Genomic DNA, 20,822 nt, shown 5'->3' with positions numbered 1-20,822 from the left:
GCGCATCAAGCCGTACGGGGCTGCAGCGCGGTGAGCATGTGGGTGAAGACCTTGGGCGTGCCCGCCAGCACGTTGCCGGTGTCCAGCCAGCCCTGCTCGCCGTCGAAGTCGGCAAGCAGGCCGCCGGCTTCCAGCACCAGCAGGCTGCCGGCGGCCACGTCCCAGGGCTTGAGGCCCACGCCGCAAAAGCCGTCGAGGCGGCCGCAGGCCACGTAGGCCAGGTCCAGCACGGTCGATCCCAGCCGGCGCACGCTGGCGCTGCCCTCGGCCATGGCGCGGAAACGGCCCGAGCCCTGGTCGGGGTCGGTCGAGTGCGGCCAGTGCGCGCCCAGCAGCGCATCATGGTAGCGGATGCGGCCCGACACGCGCACCCGGCGATCGTTCAGGAACGTGCCGCTGCCGCGGCTGGCCGTGAACAGCTCGTTGCGCGACGGATCGTAGACCACCGCCTGCGTCACCTGGCGGCGATGCAGCAAGGCGATCGAGACCGCGTAATTGGGCAGGCCATGGATATAGTTGGTGGTGCCGTCCAGCGGATCGATGATCCACTGGAACTCGGCCTGCTCGGGCCCCTGCAGGCCGAACTCCTCGCCCAGCACCGCATGGTCGGGATAGGCCGTGCGCAGGACTTCGACGATCGCCTCCTCGGAGGCGCGGTCGACTTCCGTGACATAATCGCGCGGCCCCTTGCGGGCCACGGTAAGGCGCTCCAGGTCGAGACTGGCGCGGTTGATGATGGTGCCGGCACGCCGGGCCGCCTTGATGGCGGTATTGAGCATCGGATGCATAGAATTCCGTACAAACGCAGTGAGGGCGGCCGCCTTGCAAGCCGGAAAAACACGCGGCCAATACAATCGGAAACCAGGAAGGCGCTAAGCCAAACATGGCATTTTAAATGACTCAAGCATTTTCACGCGTTCGGTTCATCATGACCCAGCCCAGCCACCCTGGCAACGTGGGTTCGGCGGCCCGCGCGATCAAGACCATGGGCTTTGGCGAATTGGTCCTGGTCGCCCCCCGTTTTCCCGACATGACCGCCCAGCCGGAGGCCGTGGCGCTGGCCAGCGGGGCGCTCGACGTGCTGGAGCGCGCCGCCGTCCACGACACGCTGGAAGAAGCGCTGGCCCCGGTCACCCTGGCCTTCGCCCTGACCGCGCGGGTGCGCGACCTGGGCCCGCCCCCCTGCGACATCCGCGAAGCGGCCGGCCTGGCCCGGCGCCACCTGGACGACACCGAGGCGGGCGTGGTGGCGATCGTCCTGGGCACCGAGCGCGCCGGGCTGACCAATGCCCAGATCGAGCTCTGTCACCGTATTTGCCATATCCCGGCCAACCCGCAATACAGCTCGCTGAACGTCGCCCAGGCCCTGCAACTGGCCGCCTGGGAGCTGCGCTACGCCCTGCTGGCCGGCACCGGCCAGTCGCTGCTGCCGGCCTCGTCGGCCCAGCAGGCCAACCCGGGCGCCGCCCCGGCCGACGGCGCGGCCGTCCAGGCGCTGCTGGCGCACTGGGAGCAGGCGCTGGTCGCCGTGGGCTTTCTCGACCCCGCGCATCCCAAGAAACTGATGCCGCGCATGAAGCACCTGCTCACGCGCAGCGCGCTCAGCCGCGACGAAGTGGACATGCTGCGCGGCGTGTGCACCGCCATGATCGCCCCGAACCGCCCGAAATAACCCCCTTCCCGGCGCGCCGGCGGGGTGCCTGTCCCCGTGGGGGAAGCCACTCCGGCGGCCAGTGTGCCTGTCCCCGCCGGGACAGGCACACTGCTGTACGCCATCGACGCTTGACGGCCAAGGCGGTATCTGCCCCCGCTGGGGCAGGCATCCGCACGGCTCCAAAAGCAAAGACGCCCTCGCGGGCGTCTTCTTCACGCTCGAGACGGACCGGCCGTCAGTCCACCGTGGCGCCCGAGGCCTTGACCACCGGGGCCCAGCCTTCCACTTCGGACTTGATGAAGGCGCCGAACTCGGCCGGCGTGGTCTTCTGCGCCACCGCGCCCAGCTTCTCGTACGACTGCAGGACCTCCGGCTTGTCCAGCGCCTTGACCATGGCCGCGTTCAGCGTGTTCACGACTTCGGGCGGAGTGCCGGCCGGGGCGATCAGGCCGAACCACGACGACACGTCGAAGTTCTCGAAACCCGATTCCTTCATGGTCGGCAGGTCGGGCGCGCTGGCCGAGCGCTCGGTGGTGGTCACCGCCAGCGCGCGCAGCTTGCCGGCCTGCACGTGCGGCCACGACGACGGCATGTTGTCGAACATGAACTGCACCTGGCCGCCGATCAGGTCGGTGACCGCCGGGGCGCTGCCCTTGTACGGCACGTGCAGCACGTCGATACCGGCGCGCTGCTTGAACAGCTCGCCGGCCATGTGGATCGAGGTGCCGCTGCCCGACGAGGCGAAAGCCAGCTTGCCCGGGTTGGCCTTGGCATAGGCCACCAGCTCCTGCACCGACTTGACCGGCACCGAGGGGTTGAGCACCAGGATATTGGGCACCTTGGCGCCCAGCGCGACCGGCGCGAAATCCTTGGTCAGGTCGAAGTTGACGTTCTTGTAGAGCGTCTGGTTGATGGCGCTGGTCACCGCCACGAACAGCAAGGTGTAGCCATCCGGCGTGGCGCGCGCCACGTAGTCGGTGGCGATGTTGCTGCCGCCGCCCGGCTTGTTCTCCACCACGAACGACTGGCCCAGCGCCTCGGTCAGTTCCTTGGCCATGATGCGTGCGATCACGTCGGTGGTGCCGCCGGCGGAAAAGCCGACCACGATGCGCACCGGCTTGTCGGGATAGGCGGTATGGGCCGTCGCGCCGATGGCGGCGGCGCCCAGGATGCCGGCAAACAGGCGCACGGCAAAACGCCCGAGACGAGGCAGCTGACTTTTGGTCATCGGAAGGTCTCCTGAAAAATGTCCATGTAATGGACGTATAAGAATTGTTTAGCCGCTGATTTTGCGCTATACACGAGCGCCAGGGCAAGGTAGAGCCCACTGTGCAGACGATGGTTTTCCCTGGTTCCGCCCCTGCATACCCGATCCGATATCCAAGCACCATGCAAGAGACTGATTCCGGTGCCGGCCCGCGCACCCTGCGGCGCGGCCTGATGGTACTGGCCGCCCTGCGCGACCAGGGCCCGCGCGGCCTGAGCGTCACCGACATCGCGCGCCAGACCGGCATCCAGCGCCCCACCATCTACCGCCTGCTGGCCGCCTTGCTGGACGCCGGGCTGGTGGTTCCGCTGCAGGGCACCAAGAAATACCGCACCCAGCTGGCGGCCGACGCCGACCTGGCGGCACCCGACCCGCGCGTGCGCCAGATGCTGCCGGTGCTGCGCCGGCTGGCCGACCGCACCGGCGACGCGGTGTTCCTGGTCGTACGGGACGGCGACGACTCGGTCAGCCTGCACCGGGAAATCGGCAGCTACCCCGTGCAGATCCTGGCCACTTACGCCGGCAAGCGCCAGCCGCTGGGCGTGGGCTCGGGCAGCATGGCGCTGCTGGCCGCCCTGCCCGACGAGGTGGCGCACGCCATCGTCCAGCGCAACTCGGGCCGGCTGGACGAATATGGCGGCATGACACCGCAGGAGATGCACCGCCTGATCGAAAACACGCGCGCGCGCGGCTACTCGGTGGTGGGCAACCACGCGGTGCGCGGCGCGCTGGGCGTGGGGTGCGCGCTGCTCGACGCGCAGGGCGCGCCGGTGCTGGCCGTCAGCGTCACCGCCATCATCGACCGCATGCCGGCGCAACGCCAGCGCGAGATCGCCGGCTGGATCGGCGCCGAACTGGCCCGCCTGGCGCCCAAGGCGTAGCGGGCCGCGGGCCTCAGGCGGCCGCGTCCTTGCCGCCGCCCTGGATCTCGCGCACCGGGATGGGCGCGCGGAACCCCGCCTCGCCCAGGGCGCGCCGGATCTGGTGGAACAGGTCCCAGCGCAGGTCCCAGTATTGCGCCGCCTGGGTCCAGAGGCGCACATTGACCACCGTGCCGTTGTCGCGGTATTCGCTGGCCTTGACGATGGGCGCGGGATCCTGCAGCACCATCTCGTGGCCGCGCACCAGCGCCTCCAGCCTGGCGATGGCCTCGCCCAGGTCGTCGCCATAATGCACCGTCACCGGGATATCCAGGCGCCGGTTGGCGTTGCGGCTGTAATTGATGATGGTGGCGTTCCAGACCGTGCTGTTGGGCAGGGTGATGTGGATGCCATCGACCTGGACCAGGCGCGTCAGGAACAGCCCCACCTCCTCCACGGTGCCGTCCGAACCCGAACTCAGGGCCACGTACTCGCCGGCGCGGATCGGGCGCAGGATCAGCAACATGATGCCCGCCGCGATGTTCTGCAGCGTGCCCTGCAGGGCCAGGCCCACGGCCAGGCCGGCGGCGCCCAGCACCGCGATCAGGCTGGCGGTCTGCACGCCGAAACGGGCCAACACCGCGATCAGCGTGAAAATGCGCACCGTCCAGATCACCGTGCTCTGGAACATCGGCACGATGGTGGGATCGATGCGCGGCGAGCGCTGCGCGGCGCGGCGCACCCAGCCGCCCAGGAGCGACGAGGCCCACCAGCCCAGGATGAGGATCAGCAATGCCACGCCCAGGTTGATTCCCAGGTCGACGAGCTGCGGCATCAGGGTGGAGATTTCGTTCAGGGTTTCTTTCATGCGGGCTCCTGTCAAGATTCGCGCGCGCGGCGGCGCGGCGCCAATAGCGCAGACTCTATCAGACACGCCCCGGCGCGCCCATGACGCACGCGCCGGGCCGCAGGGCTAGGTATGAACTGTCAATAGGTTGTATTCGTCCAGGTTGAGTCTGGAGATGGGTACAGCGCGCCCGATGCCTTGGTGGGGTCGATGCCAGTTGTAGTGGTGTAGCCAGGATTTCATGGCATCGGCTCGGTGTTGGGAGTTCTGGTAGGTGTGAGCGTAAGCCCACTCACGCAAGGCCGACTGGATGAAGCGTTCGGCCTTGCCATTGGTCTGTGGGCGGTAAGGTCGGGTAAAGCGGTGCTTGATGCCCAGCTCATGGCACAGCGCGGCGAAGGCGCGGCTGCGAAAGGCCGAGCCATTGTCGGTGAGCAAGCGCTGGATGGTCACGCCCAGGCGCTGGTAGTAGGCCACTGCGTCCTTGAGGAACTGGACGGCGCTGGGGAAGCGCTCGTCGGGGTGGATGTCGGTGAAGGCCACGCGGGCGTGGTCATCGATGGCCACGAAGACGAAGTCCCAGCCGGCCCCCTCAACGGTATCGCGTCGGTTGCCCGTGACCCGGTGGCCAGGGCGCTGGATACGTCCCAGCTTCTTGATGTCGATGTGCAGCAGATCGCCGGGGGCCTGATGCTCGTAGCGCACCACCGGCTCGGCCGGCTCCAGGTCGGCCAGGTGCGACAGACCGGCGCGGGCCAGGACGCGGCTGACGGTGCTGGCTGACACGCCCAGCGCCTGGGCGATGCGCGCTTGGGTCAGCCGCTTGCGGCGCAGCTCCACGATAGCCAGCGCCTTGGCCGGCGCAATCGCTCGGGGCGAGACCGTCGGGCGCGAGGACGCATCGGCCAAGCCCGCCTGGCCCTGAGCCAGGAAGCGGCCCAGCCATTTGCGCACAGTCGGCGCGGTGACCCCATAGGCGCGGGCCGCTTCAGGCACACAAACTTGATGGGCGATCAATTGCTGGACCATTTCGAGTCGACGTAGGAAGGTCAATCGGGCATGCTTATGGGTGTTCATCCGGCCGGGCTCCTTGAGTGAACTGGGGGGGTGGCGATTTCCAGTTTCTCAAATCCGGTTCGGATGAACCATGCATACAACCTATTGAATCTTCACACCTAGACGGCCAAAGAAGCTCACGATGGTCTCCTGGTGGTGGGCAGGTCCCGATGCCGGGCCCGCTATTTATTCACATGTGTGAATTTTATTTTATGTATGTGAATAGTTTTAAATGAGACCATCTCGTGCTGTCAAGCGGATTGCGCGGCCGATCCGCCTGAGGACCGCGCCAGGTGCTCGATGGCGCGATACGCGAATACCAGGCCCGGACCCAGCGTGGCGCCTGCCCCCGGATAAAACCCGCGAAACACCGACGACATATCGTTTCCGCATGCGTACAAGCCCGGAATCGCCTCGCCGTCCTGACCCACCACCTGCGCATCGGCCGTCGCCTTCAGCCCCAGTATCGTGCCCAGTGTGCCCGGGTAGATGCGCAGGGCAAAGAAAGGAGCATGGCGGATCGCCAGCAGATTGGGATTCGGCTTGACCCGCGGATCGCCGAACATCCGGTTGTACGGATTCCCCCCCTTGCCGAAATCCAGGTCTACGCCGGTTTCACAGAAGCCGTTGTGCCGCGTGACCGTTACTTCCAGCGCATCGGGATCGATCCCGATCGCGGCCGCGAGTTCGCGTATGCTGCGCCCGGTGCTGATGTAGCCGCTACGCACGTAACGTCCCAGAGACAGGCAATACGGCTTGATCAAGTTGCCAAGGCCCCGTTTCCATACGAACCGGCGGTCGCAAATCAGATAAAAGCGGCTGTCCGGCGTGACACCGTCCTTGAACATCGCGTACACAATGTCGTGGTACGAGTCCGAATCGTTGACGAACCGCTTGCCTGCCGCGTTCACGGCGATCATGCCCGGACGACTGCGGTCGAGATACCCGTACAGCACCGTCGACATACTGCCGTCGGCCTCCTTGTTCCTGGACGTGGGCGTCCACCAGCACGGCGACGCCAGGTCGGCGTCGATGGCCGCGCCGGCCTGGCGGGCGGCCTGCAGCGTATCGCCGACATTGCCTTCATATCCCACGCTCTGGTCGTGCGGAAAACCGCCCGCCAGCTCTTCAAGCAGGGCCGCATTGCGTGGAAAACCGCCGGCGGCCAGGATGACGCCCTTGCGCGCCCGTATCCGCTGCAACTTGCCGTCGCGGCATATTGCCACGCCGGCGACGCCGCCTTGCGGGTTGCGCACCAGCGACACCATGGGGGAATTGAGCCATATCGGCACGCCACGCTCACGCAAGCTGAGCAGCGCACTCGCAACGAACGCGTTGCCGGCCCCGATATCGGTGCCCCGGGAAAACCTGGTGCGGTCGATCGCATAGCGAGCCAGCGTTCTTATGACGCCAATGAAATTCCTGAACGAGCCAAATGGATTGAGAAACTCGTCGATGCGGCGCTTGTCGATGTACAGGCCGCCCAGCAGCATCAGGCGCTTGATCGGGGCGCGCACGAGCTCGAAGTCGGCGCCAAGCCGCCGGCCATCGAAGCGTTCGGGCTCGAGCGAACGCCCTCCCGCCTTTCCACCGGGCAGCGACGCATGGTAATCCGACATGGCCGGCATCAGCTTCAGCCGTACCTGGGTATCCTCCTGAATCGCCTGGGCGGCAAGCGGGGCCGACTTCAAGTACGGATCGACCAGGTCTGCGCGGTAATACGCTCCCATCAGCGCGCGCAGATACACGCGCACCTGCTCCGATGAATCATCGACCCCGGCGGCGCGAGCCTCGCGGGAGTTCGGAATCCACATCACGCCGCCTGCGCTGGCGGTGGTGCCGCCGACTTGCGATGATTTCTCGCACAGCACCACGTCCAACGATTTCTTTGCGGCCAGCAGCGCCGCGCTCAGACCGGCGCATCCACTGCCGATGACGATGACGTCCCGCTCACCATCCCATGGGTAGTCGGCACGCGCCGGGGTAACGTCTTTCATTGCTGTGGTTTCCACCTGGTCCGCCCGTCCTTGCCTCTGCTAGAGTGATGCCGAATACTATTCACCAAGATGAGGGGCGTCCAATAGTGAACTCGAATGACCACGATTCTCCCGCCGAATCTCGCGCGTCCGGCGTGCTGAACCTCACGCACCTGAGAACGCTGGTCGCTGTGGTGCAGGAAGGTCATCTGACACGCGCCGCCGAACGCCTGCGCATCAGCCAGCCGGCGGCCAGCCACCACCTGCGCTCACTTGAACAGCAGTTCGGCCTTCCGCTGTTCACGCGCACGCCGCAAGGGGTTGTTCCCACCGCGGCGGGGTTGCAGCTATCGGAACAGGCCGCGCGGCTGCTAGCCTCGTCGCTGGAACTGCTCAGCACTGCCAGCGAACTGCGCGGCAGCGCTTCGGGCAGGATTGCAATCGGCACCATCGAAGACCCCTCGGTGCACGCGGCCCTGCCATCGCTGATCAAGTGGTTTCATGAACACTACCCGCTGATCGAACTCAGCATCGAATCCCGCAACTCGTCCTCGATCCGCCAGGGAATCCTCACCGGGGAAATCAACGCGGGCTTTTACGTTTCATGCACGAATGAAGCCAACCTGCGCGAGTACGAAATCGGACAGCGCGAACTGGTGGTGGTGGCCCCCCAAAGCTGGCGCGAACGTGTCGCCACGGCAACCTGGCCGGAACTCGCCAAGCTGCCGTGGGTCATGACCACGACGGGCAGCGCGCACTCCGAGATCACTGCTCAACTGTTTCGGTCCCACAACATCACCATTCGTCCCGCGCTTGAAGTCAACACCGAACGATTGCTGCGCGCCATGGTGTCGCAGGGAGTCGGGCTGGGGTTCACCCGCCGCGAATTCGCCGAGGCCGAGCAGGCGCGCGGCGCGTTTTTCATCGTTCCGATCAGCGTGCACCGCACCACCATGCATTTCGCCTACGCGCGCAGCGCCGAAACGGACCCTCTGATCCAGATCCTGTCGCGCGGCCTGGCCACGGTATTGCCTGTTGCGGAACGATTAATACCGTCTACCGCAAAACCCGCGGAAAAATAAAATTCCCAGCCACGGCGCGTTGACTTGTGCTTGCAAGTTCTGTAGATTAAATGGACATTCATTCATATTGATCTGCAGTTTGAAGTGGCCGCCTTCCTTGCCTATATGCATATTGTGAAGCGCGTGCTTCGCATTATTCAGATTCGCAATCAGGTCGATTCACTTCAATAATGAAGGAGACAAAATGACAAGGGGAATTGCCGCCGGGCTTGCCGCGACGGTTGCCGCGCCGACGCCGCTGCGCGGCACAGCCGCAACCGCGGGCCATGCGGGCCCTCTTGTGGACTCCGGCAAGGCGCGCGCCCTGGCGGCAAGCAGCGTGGGCGACAGCACGCTGTGGCCCGGCGCGCCCTCGGCGACCGGCTCCGAAATGCCGCATGCCGCACGCGGAATCGGCGCCCGGCAATAACACGCATCTTCCCGCACTGAACACATCCCGGCGGTCCGGCGGCCGCCATCCGGGCTGGCCCTTTATCCGCCCAATATTGAATGAGTATTCATACCATGCCGTTCATAAACACGGCGCCGGGCGGCACCGATATTCATGCAGCATTCATTCTGATTATTGATTATGCAGATTCAAATAACTTATTAAGGGAGACAAAATGATCAAATTAATGCTTGCCGGCCTGGCCGCACTGATGCCCATGCTGTCCATGGCGTCCGATTACCCATCCAAGCCGGTCACCCTGATAGCCGGGTTTGCAGCCGGCGGCCCCACCGATGTCATGGCGCGCGCCTTCGCCCAGCAGCTTGCCGCCGAGCTGGGGGTGCCGATAGTGGTCGAAAACCGCCCCGGCGCCGACAGCCTGCTGGCCTCCCAGGCCGTCCGGAACGCAAAGCCCGACGGCTACACCATTTATCTGGCCTCTTCCGCGCACGCCATCAATCCCAGCCTGTTCAAGGACGCGAAATTCAAGGTTCGCGACGACTTCACGCCCATTTCGACGATCGGCGAAGTGCCCAACGTCGTCGCCATTCCAACCGACCTGCCGGCCAGGACGCTGAAGGAATTCATCGACTACGCCAAGGCGCGCGACGGCCAGCTCAACTACGCGACCACGGCCAGCATCACCTATCTGCAGACCGCGCTCATGCTGAAATCCGCCGGCTTGAATTTGCAGCGGATTCCATACAAGGGCGCGGCGCCCGCGGCGGTTGCGCTGATGAGCGGCGATGTGCAGTTCATGATGAGCGGCATCGGCCCCATGGTGCCGCAGATACAGTCGCAGAAGATCCGGGCCCTGGCCGTCACCAGCGCGAAACGCAGCGCACTGCTGCCCGACCTGCCCACCGCCATCGAGGCGGGCCTGCCCGGCTTCACCAGCACGGTGTGGTACGCACTGCTGGCCCCGGCAAACGTTCCGCCAGACATCGTCAAGCGCTTGAACGAAAGCACCAGGGCCGCGCTGCAGAATCCCGACCTCATAGCCAAGCTGACGGCGCAAGGCGTGGAACAGCGGGGCTCCTCGCCCGAAGAACTGAGCCAGTTCCTGGCGGCGGAAGAAGCCAAATGGATGGCGACGGTCGATGAATTGGGCGCCAGGCAGCAATAGGGTCCCTGGGCACGGCATGCATGCAGCAAAACACCAAGAGATTCCTGCCAGGAGTGCGGCGATGAGCCCCGTAGTATCTGAAGCCAGTCCAGAACGCTGGGACGACGAGACCGACGTCCTGGTGATAGGCAGCGGGGCCGGCGGCCTGTCCGCCGCACTGTTTGCCGCGCAGGCAGGTCTGCGCGTACTGATCTGCGAAAAACTCGCCTATGTGGGCGGCACCACCGCGACCTCGGGCGGCGGCATCTGGGTGCCTGGCACCAAGGCCGGGCTGGCCGCGGGCGATACGCTCGAGGCGGCCAGGACATACCTGAAGGCGCTGCTGGGCGATTTCTACCAGGAGGAAGTGATAGACACCTACCTTGCCACGGGAGGCAAGGTCATCGACTTCCTGAATGAAAATACGGAGGTGAAGTTCGACCTGTCGAGTTGGCCGGACTATCGGTCAAGCCTGCCGGGCGGCGCGACACGCGGACGCTCGCTGTTTCCGCAACCCTTCGACGGCAAGAAGCTGGGACGCAATTTTTCCTTGCTGCATCCCCCCTTGCACCGCTTGATGGTCCTGGGCGGGCTGATGCTCGGCCCCGAAGAGGTCCATGACTTTCTGCGCCCGTTCTCATCGCCCCGGGCCCTCATGCGCGTGCTGCGCAAGCTGCTGCGGTATGGGATGGACCGTATCCGGTATGCCCGTGGCACCGACCTGCGCTCGGGCAACGCCCTGGCTGCGCGGCTTCTTTACAGTGTCGACAAACTCGGCTGCAGGATTCTGACCCAGGCCGACCTTGAAAGCCTGGCGATCGACCATGACCGGGTGATCGGCGCGACCGTGGTCGTCGGCGGCGTGCCCAAGCGTATCCGGGCGTCGAAAGCCGTGTTGCTTGCCACTGGCGGGTTCGCGCACAACCAGGAAATGCTGCGGCGCTACGGCCCGGCGACTCCGCATCGCTTCAGCCTGTGCAACCCCGCCTGCACGGGCGCAGGGATCCAGGCGGCGCTGGATGCGGGCGCCTCGGTAGACCGCGAGCTCAGCAGCGTCGGCTTCTGGACCCCCGCGTCGGCCAGCCGCGAAAAGAACGGCGCCGATACTCCCGTCATCTACGGCTATCTCGATCGCGGCCGGCCCGGGGTGATCGCGGTCAACGAACAAGGGGAACGGTTTGTCAACGAGGCCAACTCTTACCACGATATCGTCACCGCGATCTTCGCCAACGGCGGGGCGGATGGAAAACCCTTCTACTTCATCACCGACCGCGAGTTCGTCCGCAGGCACGGATTGGGGCTCATACGGCCCTGGCCATGGAACCGCTCGCTGCGCCCCTGGATTCGCCGTGGCTACATCACCGTCGCCAGCACGCTCGACAAGCTGGGCCCGAAGATCGGCATCGATCCAGGCGCCCTGGCCGCCGCCGTGCAGCGCCACAACCAAAGCGCCCGCACGGGCCAGGACCCCGACTTCCACAAGGGGGCCTCGGCCTACAACAGAATGTTCGGCCACAATATGACCTGGCCCAACCCCAATCTCGCGCCTATCGAAACGCCGCCTTTTGTCGCCCTGCGGATCCACCCCGCGACGATAGGCACCGCGATGGGCCTGAAGACCAGCGCGTCCGGGCAGGCCCTGAATGCCGCAGGGCAACCCATATCCGGCCTGTATGCCTGCGGCAACAACCAGGCCTCGCCGTTTCGGGGCTTCTACCCCGGCGGATCGACACTGGGGCCCGCGATCGTGGGCGCCTACCTTGCCGTCCAGTCGCTCTCGAAACCGTGACGCGGCGCCAGCCCTTGAGACCACCACCTTACCAGGATGACATATGACGAAGGCCCTGCTGCTTGCCATGATGACCCCGCCCGGGGACCTGGAAGAAGAGTTCAACGAGTGGTACGACACGGAACACTTTCCGCGCCTGTCGACGGTTCCCGGCTTCGATCGCTCGTCGCGGTATGTCGCGGTAAAAGGATGGCCCAAATATGTGGCCCTGTACGACCTTGCCTCGGTCGATGCGCTTGAACACCCCCAGTACACGCGCGCTCCGGGCGCCCGCTTCTCGCCCTGGGCGCAGCGCATCCTGACCAAGCTGCATGGCCAGTACCGGTTTTCCGGCGACCAGATATACCCCGGCCCCGCCTTGATGGGAGATCGGGGCCGGCCGCTGCAAGTGGCGGTGATGCGTTTTCGCGAGATGCCGGGCGCCCATGAGGTAGCGCTCATCGAGGGGCTGCAGGCCATCGTGGATTCGTCTGAAGATCTGCTTCAGGCCAGGGTTTTCAGGGGATCCGGGCCACTGCAGGGCGACTATATCGCGCTGGTGGAATGCCGCGCGCACGACCCGCGGATTCCGGTCACCGCCAGCGCCCTTGGACCGGCGGCCGACCATCTGGACCTGATGACGTTCTACATCCCGTATTGGCGCAGAGGCTACGTGCCTTCGGTTTTCGAGGCTCAGTAAAAGAGCGCCCCCTGCCTTCCCGCCGCACGCCGCCCCCGGCGCGCAGGCGTGCACAAGTCACACTACCAAAGGTTCATCATGCCCACGGCCATACGCATCGGCGTCTTGATTCCAGAGAACAACACCAGGGTGGCAGAGGAACTGCCGCTCTGGCTGCCCGGCTGCCGCCTTGAAGTCGTCAAAATCCCACGAGACAAAGGCCTGCTGAATGCGGCGGCCTTGCCGGCCTACAAGGAAAACGCGCTGGCCCTGGCCAGGGAAAAGCTGGGTACCGGCGACATCGATGTCGTGGCATATGGCTGCACGGCCGCCGGATTCCTGCTGGGCCCCGTGGGCGACCAGGAACTGGCGCGCCAACTGCGCGAAAACACCGGCAAGCCCGTCGCGACCATAGCCAGCTCCATGACGTCCGTGCTGACCCAGGACGGCATACGCAAGGTTGCGGTGGTGACCCCGTACTCGGATGCCGTCAATGCCCAGCTGAAAGGCTTCATTTCAAATGCCGGCATCGAGATCGCCGCCTTCGACAGCCTGTACGCCAAGGATGTGGATGAGCTGGGCAGAATCAGCGCCCAGGCCGTCTCGCATATCGCCAGGCAGACCATGAACGACGATTGCGAAGCGATGTTCATCGCCTGTGCGCAATTGCCCACCTTCAACGTGCTGCACCAGCTTGAAACCGAATTCGGCCGGCCGGTCTATTCGTCGATCCAGGCCATGGCAACGCAAATCCAGGCAATCGCATCATGACCCACTCCAAAGCCCTGCTGCTTGTCTCCATGGAACCGCCCGCCGGCATGGAAGCGGAATTCAACGACTGGTACGACACCGAGCACCTGCCGGAACGGGCCGGCCTGCCAGGATTCGAGACCGCCCTGCGATACGTGTGCGTGGCGGGCTGGCCGCGCTACCTGGCCTTGTATGACCTGTCGAATATCGAGGTCCTGGACGACAAGCCCTACCAGGACGTATCCGGCGAGCGCTTCAGCCCATGGAGCAAACGCGTGCTCAACCGGGTGCGCGGCCAGTCGCGCATGGCCGCGCAGCAGGTCTATCCCCGGCAGGCCATCACGCAACGCGCGCCAAGGCTGCTGCTGCTGAGGTTCGTCGGCTTGACGCTGCAACACGAGGCAGACCTAGTAAGCACGCTGCGCAGCGCTTTCTCGAACCGGGCCGGCGTTCAGCAGCTTCGCGTGTATCGCGAGCCCGCCGATAACGGCCCACGATTCCTGGCCTTGGTTGAAGCCCACGAATCCTTCTCGCACCAGGAAAAAACCTCTGGACTGGGCCCCTACGCCAGGCACTTGGACATGATCAACGAGTACACCCCATACTGGACGCGTGGCGCCTTGCACGGCGTGTATCCCGAGAGCTGAGCCCAGCAACGCCGCCCCCTGCCCGCCCTGGCGCAACGGCCGCACCGCCTCGCGCTTGAACCCGGCCGCCGATTCCCGGGCCTCGCCATGCGCCCGCCCCGGTCTCGCCGCCCCGGCGGCAAGGCGCCGTATCTGCGAGGGGGGATTCCGGCGTCTCCGGGCGTGGCGGCCTGCAGCGAAGACCCGCCAATATGTAACAAGCACCGCCTCCCCCCTTGAACCCTGCGGAAGCATCCCTATAATTAGCACTCGTCGCCAGTGAGTGCTAACAACAGGCTCCCCGCGCCAAATACCGATCATTTTTCTTCTTTTCTTTAGAAACAGGAGTTCCTCATGGCCCTGCGTCCCCTGCACGATCGCGTGATCGTCAAACGCCTGGACAACGAGCGCAAGACTGCCTCGGGCATCGTCATTCCCGACAGCGCCGCCGAAAAGCCGGATCAAGGTGAAGTCGTGGCCGTCGGCCCCGGCAAGAAGACCGAAGACGGCAAGATCCTGCCGGTCGACCTGAAGGCTGGCGACAAGGTCCTGTTCGGCAAGTACGCCGGCCAGACCGTCAAGGTCGATGGCGAAGAGCTGCTCGTCATCCGCGAGGACGAAATCCTCGCCGTGATCCAGTAATTGCGTAACCGAATTCTCTAAGGAAGCTAACAATGGCTGCCAAGCAAGTTCTGTTTGCCGACGAAGCCCGCGTGCGCATCGTGCGCGGCGTGAACGTCCTCGCCAACGCCGTCAAGACCACCCTGGGCCCCAAGGGTCGCAACGTCGTGCTGGAGCGCTCGTTCGGCGCCCCGACGGTGACCAAGGACGGCGTGTCCGTCGCCAAGGAAATCGAACTGAAGGACAAGTTCGAGAACATCGGCGCCCAGCTGGTCAAGGACGTTGCCTCCAAGACCTCCGACAACGCCGGTGACGGCACCACCACCGCCACCGTGCTGGCCCAGGCCGTCGTTCAGGAAGGCCTGAAGTACGTCGCCGCCGGCTTCAACCCGATCGACCTCAAACGCGGCATCGACAAGGCCGTGGCCGCCGCCGTGGAAGAGCTGAAGAAACTGTCCAAGCCGGTCACCACCAGCAAGGAAATCGCCCAGGTTGGCTCGATCTCGGCCAACAGCGATGCCTCGATCGGCCAGATCATCGCTGACGCGATGGACAAGGTCGGCAAGGAAGGCGTGATCACCGTCGAAGACGGCAAGTCGCTGGAAAACGAACTGGATGTCGTCGAAGGCATGCAATTCGACCGCGGCTACCTGTCGCCCTACTTCATCAACAGCCCGGAAAAGCAAGTCGCCGCGCTGGACGATCCGTATGTCCTGATCTACGACAAGAAGGTCAGCAACATCCGTGACCTGCTGCCCGTGCTGGAGCAAGTCGCCAAGTCGAGCCGTCCGCTGCTGATCATCGCCGAAGACGTCGAAGGCGAAGCGCTGGCCACCCTGGTCGTGAACAACATCCGCGGCATCCTGAAGACCACCGCCGTCAAGGCCCCGGGCTTCGGCGACCGTCGCAAGGCCATGCTGGAAGACATCGCCATCCTGACGGGCGGCACGGTGATCTCCGAAGAAACCGGCATGTCGCTGGAAAAGGCCACGCTGCAGGATCTGGGCCAGGCCAAGCGCATCGAAGTGGCCAAGGAAAACACCACGATCATCGACGGCGCCGGCGACGGCAAGTCGATCGAAGCGCGCGTCAAGCAGATCCGCGCCCAGATCGAGGAAGCCACCTCGGACTACGACCGCGAGAAGCTGCAAGAGCGCGTGGCCAAGCTGGCCGGCGGCGTTGCCGTGATTCGCGTCGGTGCTGCCACCGAAGTCGAAATGAAGGAAAAGAAGGCTCGCGTCGAAGACGCCCTGCACGCCACGCGTGCCGCGGTGGAAGAAGGCGTGGTTCCTGGCGGTGGCGTTGCGCTGCTGCGCGCCAAGCAGGCCATCACTGGCCTGAAGGGCGACACGGCTGACCAGAACGCCGGCATCAAGCTGATCCTGCGCGCTGTCGAAGAGCCCCTGCGCACCATCGTCACCAACGCCGGCGACGAAGCCAGCGTGGTGGTCAACACCGTGCTCAACGGCAAGGGCAACTACGGCTACAACGCCGCGACCGGCGAGTACGGCGACCTGGTCGAGCAAGGCGTGCTGGACCCGACCAAGGTCACCCGCACCGCGCTGCAGAACGCCGCTTCGGTGGCCAGCCTGCTGCTGACGGCCGAAGCCGCCGTGGTCGAGCTGATGGAAAACAAGCCCGCTGCTGCTCCGGCAATGCCCGGCGGCATGGGCGGCATGGGCGGCATGGGCGGCATGGACTTCTAAGTCCCGCCTTCCCGGCCGAAACCGCCGCGGCTTGCCGCGGCGCGGCCTTCCCAAAAAAAACCCCGCCAGGTTCGCCTGGCGGGGTTTTTCATTGGAGCTCGCTCAGAAGCTGTAGCGGTAGCCGGCGTGGAACGACCACGGAATGTTGATCCGGTCGCCCGCCGCGTACTCGTACGAAGCATAGAGGTTGTGCCCCTTGCCCAACGCGGCGTCGACGCCCGCGCCCAGTTCCACGCGGCCGTGGCGGCCTGCGCCGGCATGGCCAATGCCATTGGTGCGCACATCGCCCGTGCTTTTGAACTCCTGCGTCCAGCCGAGCCTGGCGTAGGGCTGCACGATGTTGCCGCCGGCCAGGGCGATGCGGCGGCCGAAGCGCAAGCCCAGGCGGCCCAGCGTGGCGGTGTTGGCGTCCACCTTGACGCGCAGGCCATTGCTGGCGCGATAGCGCTTGCCTGACGTGCGCCACAGCATGACCTCGGCCTGCGGTTCGGCGAACCAGTCGTTGGGCAGCTCGAACCGGCGCCCGCCTTCGAGCGACCATGCGGCGCCGCTTGTGCGGTAGTCGGCGGTGACGCGGCCGCCATCGGTGCCGGCAATGTTGTATTGCTGATCGTAGCGGCCCAGCCGCAGCACGGTGTCGAGATAGTAGCCGCCATCGCCGACATAGGCGGCGTAGCCGCCGACGTGCAGGCCCTTGACCTTGCCGCCACCGTCGCCGGGATAGGTGCGGTCGGCATAGGTGTAGCCGAGCAGGCCGCCGGCGTACCAGCGCCCGCCCGACGCGCTCCAGCCACGGTCCAGGCCGATCTCCAGCCCGCTGACCGTCTGGTCGTAGGCGCGGGCGTGGCGGTTGCTGATCTGCTGGCGCTCGCTGAACGTACGCGCCCATGGCCCGCCGGCGTCGGCGCGCAGGCGCAGCTCGCCCAGGCGCTTGTCCAGCGCGTTGGACTCGGCCAGGGCGATGCTGGAAAGATCCGCCGCGTTCACGGCGGCATTGGCCGCCCCCGACAGGGCCTGGCCCGCGCGCTGCAAGCTCCAGACATGCGTCTTCGGATCCTCCGCCAGGCTGTAGCGCCACGTGCCCAGGTCAACCGCCTTGCCGACGTTGGCCAGCCGGAAGGTGGCGTTGCCCTGCCCCTGGGTATGCACCAGGCCCAGGCGGGCGCCCCGGCTGTCGGCCTCGCCTCCGGCATTGCGCACCAGCACGCGGTGCTGGCCATCGGCGCGGCCGGTGACCCGCAACTGGTCGTTCTGCCCGGCGGCGACGTTGGTGTTCAGCACGAACACGCCGTTGCCGTCCAGGGTTTGCAGGGTCAGGGTCTTGTAAGAGGCCTCGGGCGCGGGCGCCTGGAATTCGACCCGCCCGCCGCGCATCGACATGTCCTGCACCCGGGAGTCGGCGTTCACGACCCAGGTTCCGCCCTTGCCCAGCGTGGCCGACTGGAGCACCTGGGTGGCGCCGTGCCAGGCGGCGCCGCTGGCCACGCTGAGGGAGATCCCGGCATCGAGGGGCTTGTTGCCGTCGGCGACGATATCGCCGCGAGCCAGGGCGCCGCTCTCGAGGGCAACCGCCACCGGAATGGTGGAATGCTGCTGGAGGAACACGCCATTGCCGCCTTGCGCCGTGGCGCCGTCGGTCAACCGGACCGAGACCGTGCTGCTGGCCAGGGCGCCCGGCATCAGCTTCAGCGGCGTGTCGGTCACGCTGATCGCGCCGGACTGGGCCGAGGCCAGCGACCCTGCGCTGACGACCAGCGTGCCGTTGGCCAGCTGCGCGGCGCTCGAGCCGCTGCCCTCGGCGCGCACCGCCACGCCTTCCAGGCGGGCGCTGCCGTGGGTGAGCGCGATGCCGGCGGCGCGGTTGCCGGTCGTGGTGATGCTGCCGCCCTGCATGTCGACGCTGGCCGGGCCGGAGCCGGACTGCGGCTCGAAGCCCAGCACGGAGATGCCCTCGGCCCCCGCGCCCGCGGTCTCGATGCGGGTCTGCCGCAGCGTGACGCGGCCTCCATGCTGGGCCGATACGCCGGCGGCCAGGCTCTTGGCGGTGCGCAGCACGGTGTTGACGACCTCGGCGCGCGCCGCGTCGCCGCGAACCAGCACGGCATCGGTGTTGGCGCCATCGGTCGACACCGTGGTTCCGTCCAGCCGCACCGTGCCGCCGGGCGGCAAGGCGTCGAGCAGGCCCGCGCCGGCGACCACGCCGGCCCCGTCATCGCCCTGCACGCTGACTGTGCCTCCCTGCAGGGTGATTTCGCTGCCAGGCATATACGCATAGACGCCCGTCGCCTGCGGCCCGTGAGCCCGCAGCGCCACCTCCCGCAGTGTCACCTTGCCGTCCTGGCCGGCGTGCACCGCGGCAACGCGATCGAGCGGCGGATGCGCGGCCAGCGGCGCCCCGGGAAGCGGTGGAGGCGGCGGCGGGAATCCCGGGCCCATGTCCATGTCGATCGAACCGCCGGCGACGGAAATGGAGCCGCCGTCGGCAATGAGCGCGGGCCCGAGGATGCTCTGCAGCGTCGCGTCGATGATGCTCGCCTGGCCGCCTTGCGCGGCCCGGACCAGGCCGACGCCCGGCGCTTCGCCGCCCAGCACGCCGCCGCGCACGCTCAGGCGGCTGCCGGCGTCAGAGACCGTCATCGGCTCCATCCCTTCCCCGCCCGCCACGGTGACGCCATCCAGCTCCAGCGTGCCGCCGCGCCGTACCACTGCGGGAATGCCGCCCTCGGTGGCATCGATGGTCGAGCCGGCCAGCGTCAGCGCGCGGCCGGCGCCGCTGACACGCACCCCGATGGCCGGCTTGCTCATCGGGTTCTTGTGCTCCACCGAGATGTGGATGTCCTTGAGCGTGGGGGGCGCCGTCTCGCCGAGCTCGTCGGGATCGTCGTCGAGATTGATGCCGACGCCGTCGTCAAAGACTGCAATGAGCGTGTTGTCCCGGTGGTCGAACTCTCCTTCCTGCCCGGCGTCCTGCGCATGCGGCGCGCCGGCCACGGGCGGCTGCGGCGCCTGCGCCGCCGCGGGCGCCAGCCGGGCCATGCCGGCCAGCGCCAGAGCTGCGGCCAGCGCATGCAGGCGCCACGCGGAACGCGGGATCTGCAAGGAAGACGGACATTGACGGAATCTATCGAGATACATGTGCCACCAAAAGAGAAGTTGAACAAACCGACCCGCCTGCCGTACGACGCCGGTGACGCGAAGGAAACGACTGCGTCCCGGCGGGATCAGGCACGAGCCATGCGGGGATTTGCGCAGTATCCAAAGCCCACGTCATAATGAATGCCGGATGAAGTCCGAGGCCCAACAAGAGCTTTCCTGAATAGCCGTGCTTTCCTATGAGAATTGCGCACGACGTCATGAAGTCCGGAAGACCTCCTCGAACCGCGGCCGGCCACGGTCGATACTTCCGCCACCAAGCTGTCCCATCCAACCCGAGGCCATGCGCTTGCCACGCCAGATCCGCTTGCCCCACCTCCGCGACATCGGCGCGCTGCTGACCGATTCGGCCCGCGAATGGTCGCGCCATCGCGCTTCCAGCAAGGGGGCGGCGCTGTCGCTGTACATGGTGTTCTCGCTGGCGCCCATGCTGATCCTGGTGATCGCGGTGGCCGGCGCCTTCTTTGGCGAAGAGGCCGTGCGCTCGGAACTGTTCAGCCAGGTGCGCGACCTCACCGGCGAGCGCGGCGCCGAGGTGATCCAGACGGTGCTGGCCAGCGCGCACGAATCGGGCAGCGGCTGGCTGGCCGCGCTGCTGTCGATATGCGTGCTGGTGTTCAGCGCCACCACGGCCTTCGCCGAACTCAAGGCCAGCCTGGACGAACTGTGGGACGTCAAGGAAGACAAGAGCGGTTTGCAGGGGCTGGTGCGCAGCCGCATGCTGTCATTCGGCCTGGTGCTGGTGCTGGCGCTGTTCCTGCTGCTTTCGCTGACCCTCAACGCGGCGCTGGGCGCGGCCAAGGGATACTACGGCGATCTATGGAGCACATCGGCCTTCGCGATGGCGGCCGACTGGCTGTCGAACCTCTTTTCGTTCGCGGTGGTGACCGCGCTGTTCGCCGTGGTCTACAAGCTGCTGCCCAGCAAGCGCATTCCCTGGCTCGACGTGATACCCGGCGCGATCGTGACCGCGGCGCTGTTCCTGGCCGGCAAATGGGGCATCGGCCTGTACCTGGGACGCGGCGCGGCGGTATCGGCGTACGGGGCGGCGGGTTCGCTGATCGCGCTGCTGCTGTGGATCTATTATTCAGCGCAGATTTTCTTCTTCGGCGCCGTCTTCACCCGGCAGTTCGCCGAGCGCTTCGGCAGCCTGCGCCGGGCCGCCCCCGCCTGAAGGCGGCAGGCGGCCGCAGGGCTCACGCGGGCAACACATATCTGTTAAAAACGCGGCCAGCCAACCCT

General features: G+C 66.1%; 18 protein-coding genes. 12 read left to right on the top strand and 6 right to left on the bottom strand.

The annotated features are described in order from the left end of the window. Positions 1-5 precede the first annotated feature (5 nt). A complete protein-coding gene (locus BN118_RS04635) occupies positions 6-788 on the bottom strand; it encodes an inositol monophosphatase family protein (protein ID WP_014905568.1) in 783 nt (260 codons plus the stop codon). 107 nt (positions 789-895) lie between these two features. Between BN118_RS04635 and BN118_RS04630 the strand changes: the two genes are divergently transcribed. Continuing rightward, entirely contained in the window at positions 896-1,672 is a 777-nt protein-coding gene (locus BN118_RS04630) for an RNA methyltransferase (RefSeq protein ID WP_003809988.1), read from the top strand. A gap of 217 nt (positions 1,673-1,889) precedes the next feature. On the opposite strand, the gene BN118_RS04625 is transcribed toward BN118_RS04630, so the two are convergent. Then, the gene (locus BN118_RS04625) at positions 1,890-2,882 is read right to left on the bottom strand and encodes a Bug family tripartite tricarboxylate transporter substrate binding protein (protein ID WP_014905567.1); all 993 of its coding nucleotides are present in this window, start codon (positions 2,880-2,882) and stop codon (positions 1,890-1,892) included. A 161-nt stretch (positions 2,883-3,043) separates the two neighbouring features. On the opposite strand from BN118_RS04625, the gene BN118_RS04620 reads away from it, so the two are divergent. After that, positions 3,044-3,802 carry an IclR family transcriptional regulator gene (locus tag BN118_RS04620; protein WP_014905566.1) on the top strand — a complete coding sequence of 253 codons (759 nt, stop codon included), beginning with the start codon at positions 3,044-3,046 and terminating at the stop codon, positions 3,800-3,802. 13 nt (positions 3,803-3,815) lie between these two features. Here the strand turns inward: BN118_RS04620 and BN118_RS04615 are convergent, their stop codons facing one another. The 3 genes from BN118_RS04615 to BN118_RS04605 form a co-directional block, all read right to left on the bottom strand. Then, positions 3,816-4,649: a mechanosensitive ion channel family protein gene (locus BN118_RS04615; RefSeq protein WP_014905565.1), complete on the bottom strand. Its 834-nt coding sequence runs from the start codon at positions 4,647-4,649 to the stop codon at positions 3,816-3,818. Positions 4,650-4,754: 105 nt separating this feature from the next. Continuing rightward, positions 4,755-5,705: an IS481-like element IS481 family transposase gene (locus BN118_RS04610; protein WP_005013747.1), complete on the bottom strand. Its 951-nt coding sequence runs from the start codon at positions 5,703-5,705 to the stop codon at positions 4,755-4,757. Positions 5,706-5,935: 230 nt separating this feature from the next. Further along, entirely contained in the window at positions 5,936-7,681 is a 1,746-nt protein-coding gene (locus BN118_RS04605) for an FAD-dependent oxidoreductase (protein ID WP_003808638.1), read from the bottom strand. A gap of 86 nt (positions 7,682-7,767) precedes the next feature. Between BN118_RS04605 and BN118_RS04600 the strand changes: the two genes are divergently transcribed. The 9 genes from BN118_RS04600 to groL all read left to right on the top strand — a co-directional run bounded on the left by BN118_RS04600 (position 7,768) and on the right by groL (position 16,427). After that, a complete protein-coding gene (locus tag BN118_RS04600; protein ID WP_023853081.1) occupies positions 7,768-8,742 on the top strand; it encodes a LysR family transcriptional regulator in 975 nt (324 codons plus the stop codon). Between the two features lie 184 nt (positions 8,743-8,926). After that, on the top strand, positions 8,927-9,151 hold the full coding sequence (locus BN118_RS19830) for a hypothetical protein (protein ID WP_124740654.1): 225 nt from the start codon (positions 8,927-8,929) through the stop codon (positions 9,149-9,151). 196 nt (positions 9,152-9,347) lie between these two features. Further along, complete coding sequence (locus BN118_RS04595) at positions 9,348-10,298, top strand: tripartite tricarboxylate transporter substrate binding protein (RefSeq protein ID WP_003808634.1); 951 nt, start codon at positions 9,348-9,350, stop codon at positions 10,296-10,298. A 61-nt stretch (positions 10,299-10,359) separates the two neighbouring features. Next, complete coding sequence (locus tag BN118_RS04590) at positions 10,360-12,066, top strand: FAD-dependent oxidoreductase (RefSeq protein WP_014905564.1); 1,707 nt, start codon at positions 10,360-10,362, stop codon at positions 12,064-12,066. A 43-nt stretch (positions 12,067-12,109) separates the two neighbouring features. Further along, positions 12,110-12,745, top strand: coding sequence for a DUF4286 family protein (locus tag BN118_RS04585; protein WP_010931508.1), 636 nt, complete (start codon positions 12,110-12,112; stop codon positions 12,743-12,745). Between the two features lie 48 nt (positions 12,746-12,793). Continuing rightward, positions 12,794-13,495 (top strand): maleate cis-trans isomerase family protein, encoded by a 702-nt coding sequence (locus tag BN118_RS04580; protein WP_003808629.1) that lies wholly within the window; start codon positions 12,794-12,796, stop codon positions 13,493-13,495. Continuing rightward, entirely contained in the window at positions 13,492-14,121 is a 630-nt protein-coding gene (locus BN118_RS04575; RefSeq protein WP_010926000.1) for a DUF4286 family protein, read from the top strand. Before BN118_RS04580 ends, BN118_RS04575 begins: the two co-directional genes overlap by 4 nt. Before the next feature lie 333 nt (positions 14,122-14,454). After that, positions 14,455-14,742, top strand: coding sequence for a co-chaperone GroES (gene groES, locus BN118_RS04570; RefSeq protein WP_003808621.1), 288 nt, complete (start codon positions 14,455-14,457; stop codon positions 14,740-14,742). 32 nt (positions 14,743-14,774) lie between these two features. After that, entirely contained in the window at positions 14,775-16,427 is a 1,653-nt protein-coding gene (groL, locus tag BN118_RS04565) for a chaperonin GroEL (RefSeq protein ID WP_014905563.1), read from the top strand. 102 nt (positions 16,428-16,529) lie between these two features. Here the strand turns inward: groL and brkA are convergent, their stop codons facing one another. Next, complete coding sequence (brkA, locus tag BN118_RS04560) at positions 16,530-19,562, bottom strand: serum resistance autotransporter BrkA (RefSeq protein ID WP_010931506.1); 3,033 nt, start codon at positions 19,560-19,562, stop codon at positions 16,530-16,532. Positions 19,563-19,863: 301 nt separating this feature from the next. Here brkA and BN118_RS04555 point away from each other — a divergent pair, with 301 nt between their 5' ends. Continuing rightward, on the top strand, positions 19,864-20,754 hold the full coding sequence (locus BN118_RS04555; RefSeq protein WP_003808614.1) for a YihY/virulence factor BrkB family protein: 891 nt from the start codon (positions 19,864-19,866) through the stop codon (positions 20,752-20,754). Positions 20,755-20,822: the final 68 nt, after the last annotated feature.

The organism is Bordetella pertussis 18323, assembly GCF_000306945.1.
GTDB lineage: Bacteria > Pseudomonadota > Gammaproteobacteria > Burkholderiales > Burkholderiaceae_B > Bordetella > Bordetella pertussis.
Note: the sequence above shows the minus strand (reverse complement) of the source record. Positions and strands in the feature narration are given on the sequence as shown.

Bases quoted from the DNA above. Each gene is read 5' to 3' on its own strand.
- BN118_RS04635 (WP_014905568.1), bottom strand. From the start codon at position 788: ATGCATCCGATGCTCAATACCGCCATCAAGGCGGCCCGGCGTGCCGGC.
- BN118_RS04630 (WP_003809988.1), top strand. From the start codon at position 896: ATGACTCAAGCATTTTCACGCGTTCGGTTCATCATGACCCAGCCCAGC.
- BN118_RS04625 (WP_014905567.1), bottom strand. From the start codon at position 2,882: ATGACCAAAAGTCAGCTGCCTCGTCTCGGGCGTTTTGCCGTGCGCCTG.
- BN118_RS04620 (WP_014905566.1), top strand. From the start codon at position 3,044: ATGCAAGAGACTGATTCCGGTGCCGGCCCGCGCACCCTGCGGCGCGGC.
- BN118_RS04615 (WP_014905565.1), bottom strand. From the start codon at position 4,649: ATGAAAGAAACCCTGAACGAAATCTCCACCCTGATGCCGCAGCTCGTC.
- BN118_RS04610 (WP_005013747.1), bottom strand. From the start codon at position 5,705: ATGAACACCCATAAGCATGCCCGATTGACCTTCCTACGTCGACTCGAA.
- BN118_RS04605 (WP_003808638.1), bottom strand. From the start codon at position 7,681: ATGAAAGACGTTACCCCGGCGCGTGCCGACTACCCATGGGATGGTGAG.
- BN118_RS19830 (WP_124740654.1), top strand. From the start codon at position 8,927: ATGACAAGGGGAATTGCCGCCGGGCTTGCCGCGACGGTTGCCGCGCCG.
- BN118_RS04595 (WP_003808634.1), top strand. From the start codon at position 9,348: ATGATCAAATTAATGCTTGCCGGCCTGGCCGCACTGATGCCCATGCTG.
- BN118_RS04590 (WP_014905564.1), top strand. From the start codon at position 10,360: ATGAGCCCCGTAGTATCTGAAGCCAGTCCAGAACGCTGGGACGACGAG.
- BN118_RS04585 (WP_010931508.1), top strand. From the start codon at position 12,110: ATGACGAAGGCCCTGCTGCTTGCCATGATGACCCCGCCCGGGGACCTG.
- BN118_RS04575 (WP_010926000.1), top strand. From the start codon at position 13,492: ATGACCCACTCCAAAGCCCTGCTGCTTGTCTCCATGGAACCGCCCGCC.
- groES (WP_003808621.1), top strand. From the start codon at position 14,455: ATGGCCCTGCGTCCCCTGCACGATCGCGTGATCGTCAAACGCCTGGAC.
- groL (WP_014905563.1), top strand. From the start codon at position 14,775: ATGGCTGCCAAGCAAGTTCTGTTTGCCGACGAAGCCCGCGTGCGCATC.
- brkA (WP_010931506.1), bottom strand. From the start codon at position 19,562: ATGTATCTCGATAGATTCCGTCAATGTCCGTCTTCCTTGCAGATCCCG.
- BN118_RS04555 (WP_003808614.1), top strand. From the start codon at position 19,864: ATGCGCTTGCCACGCCAGATCCGCTTGCCCCACCTCCGCGACATCGGC.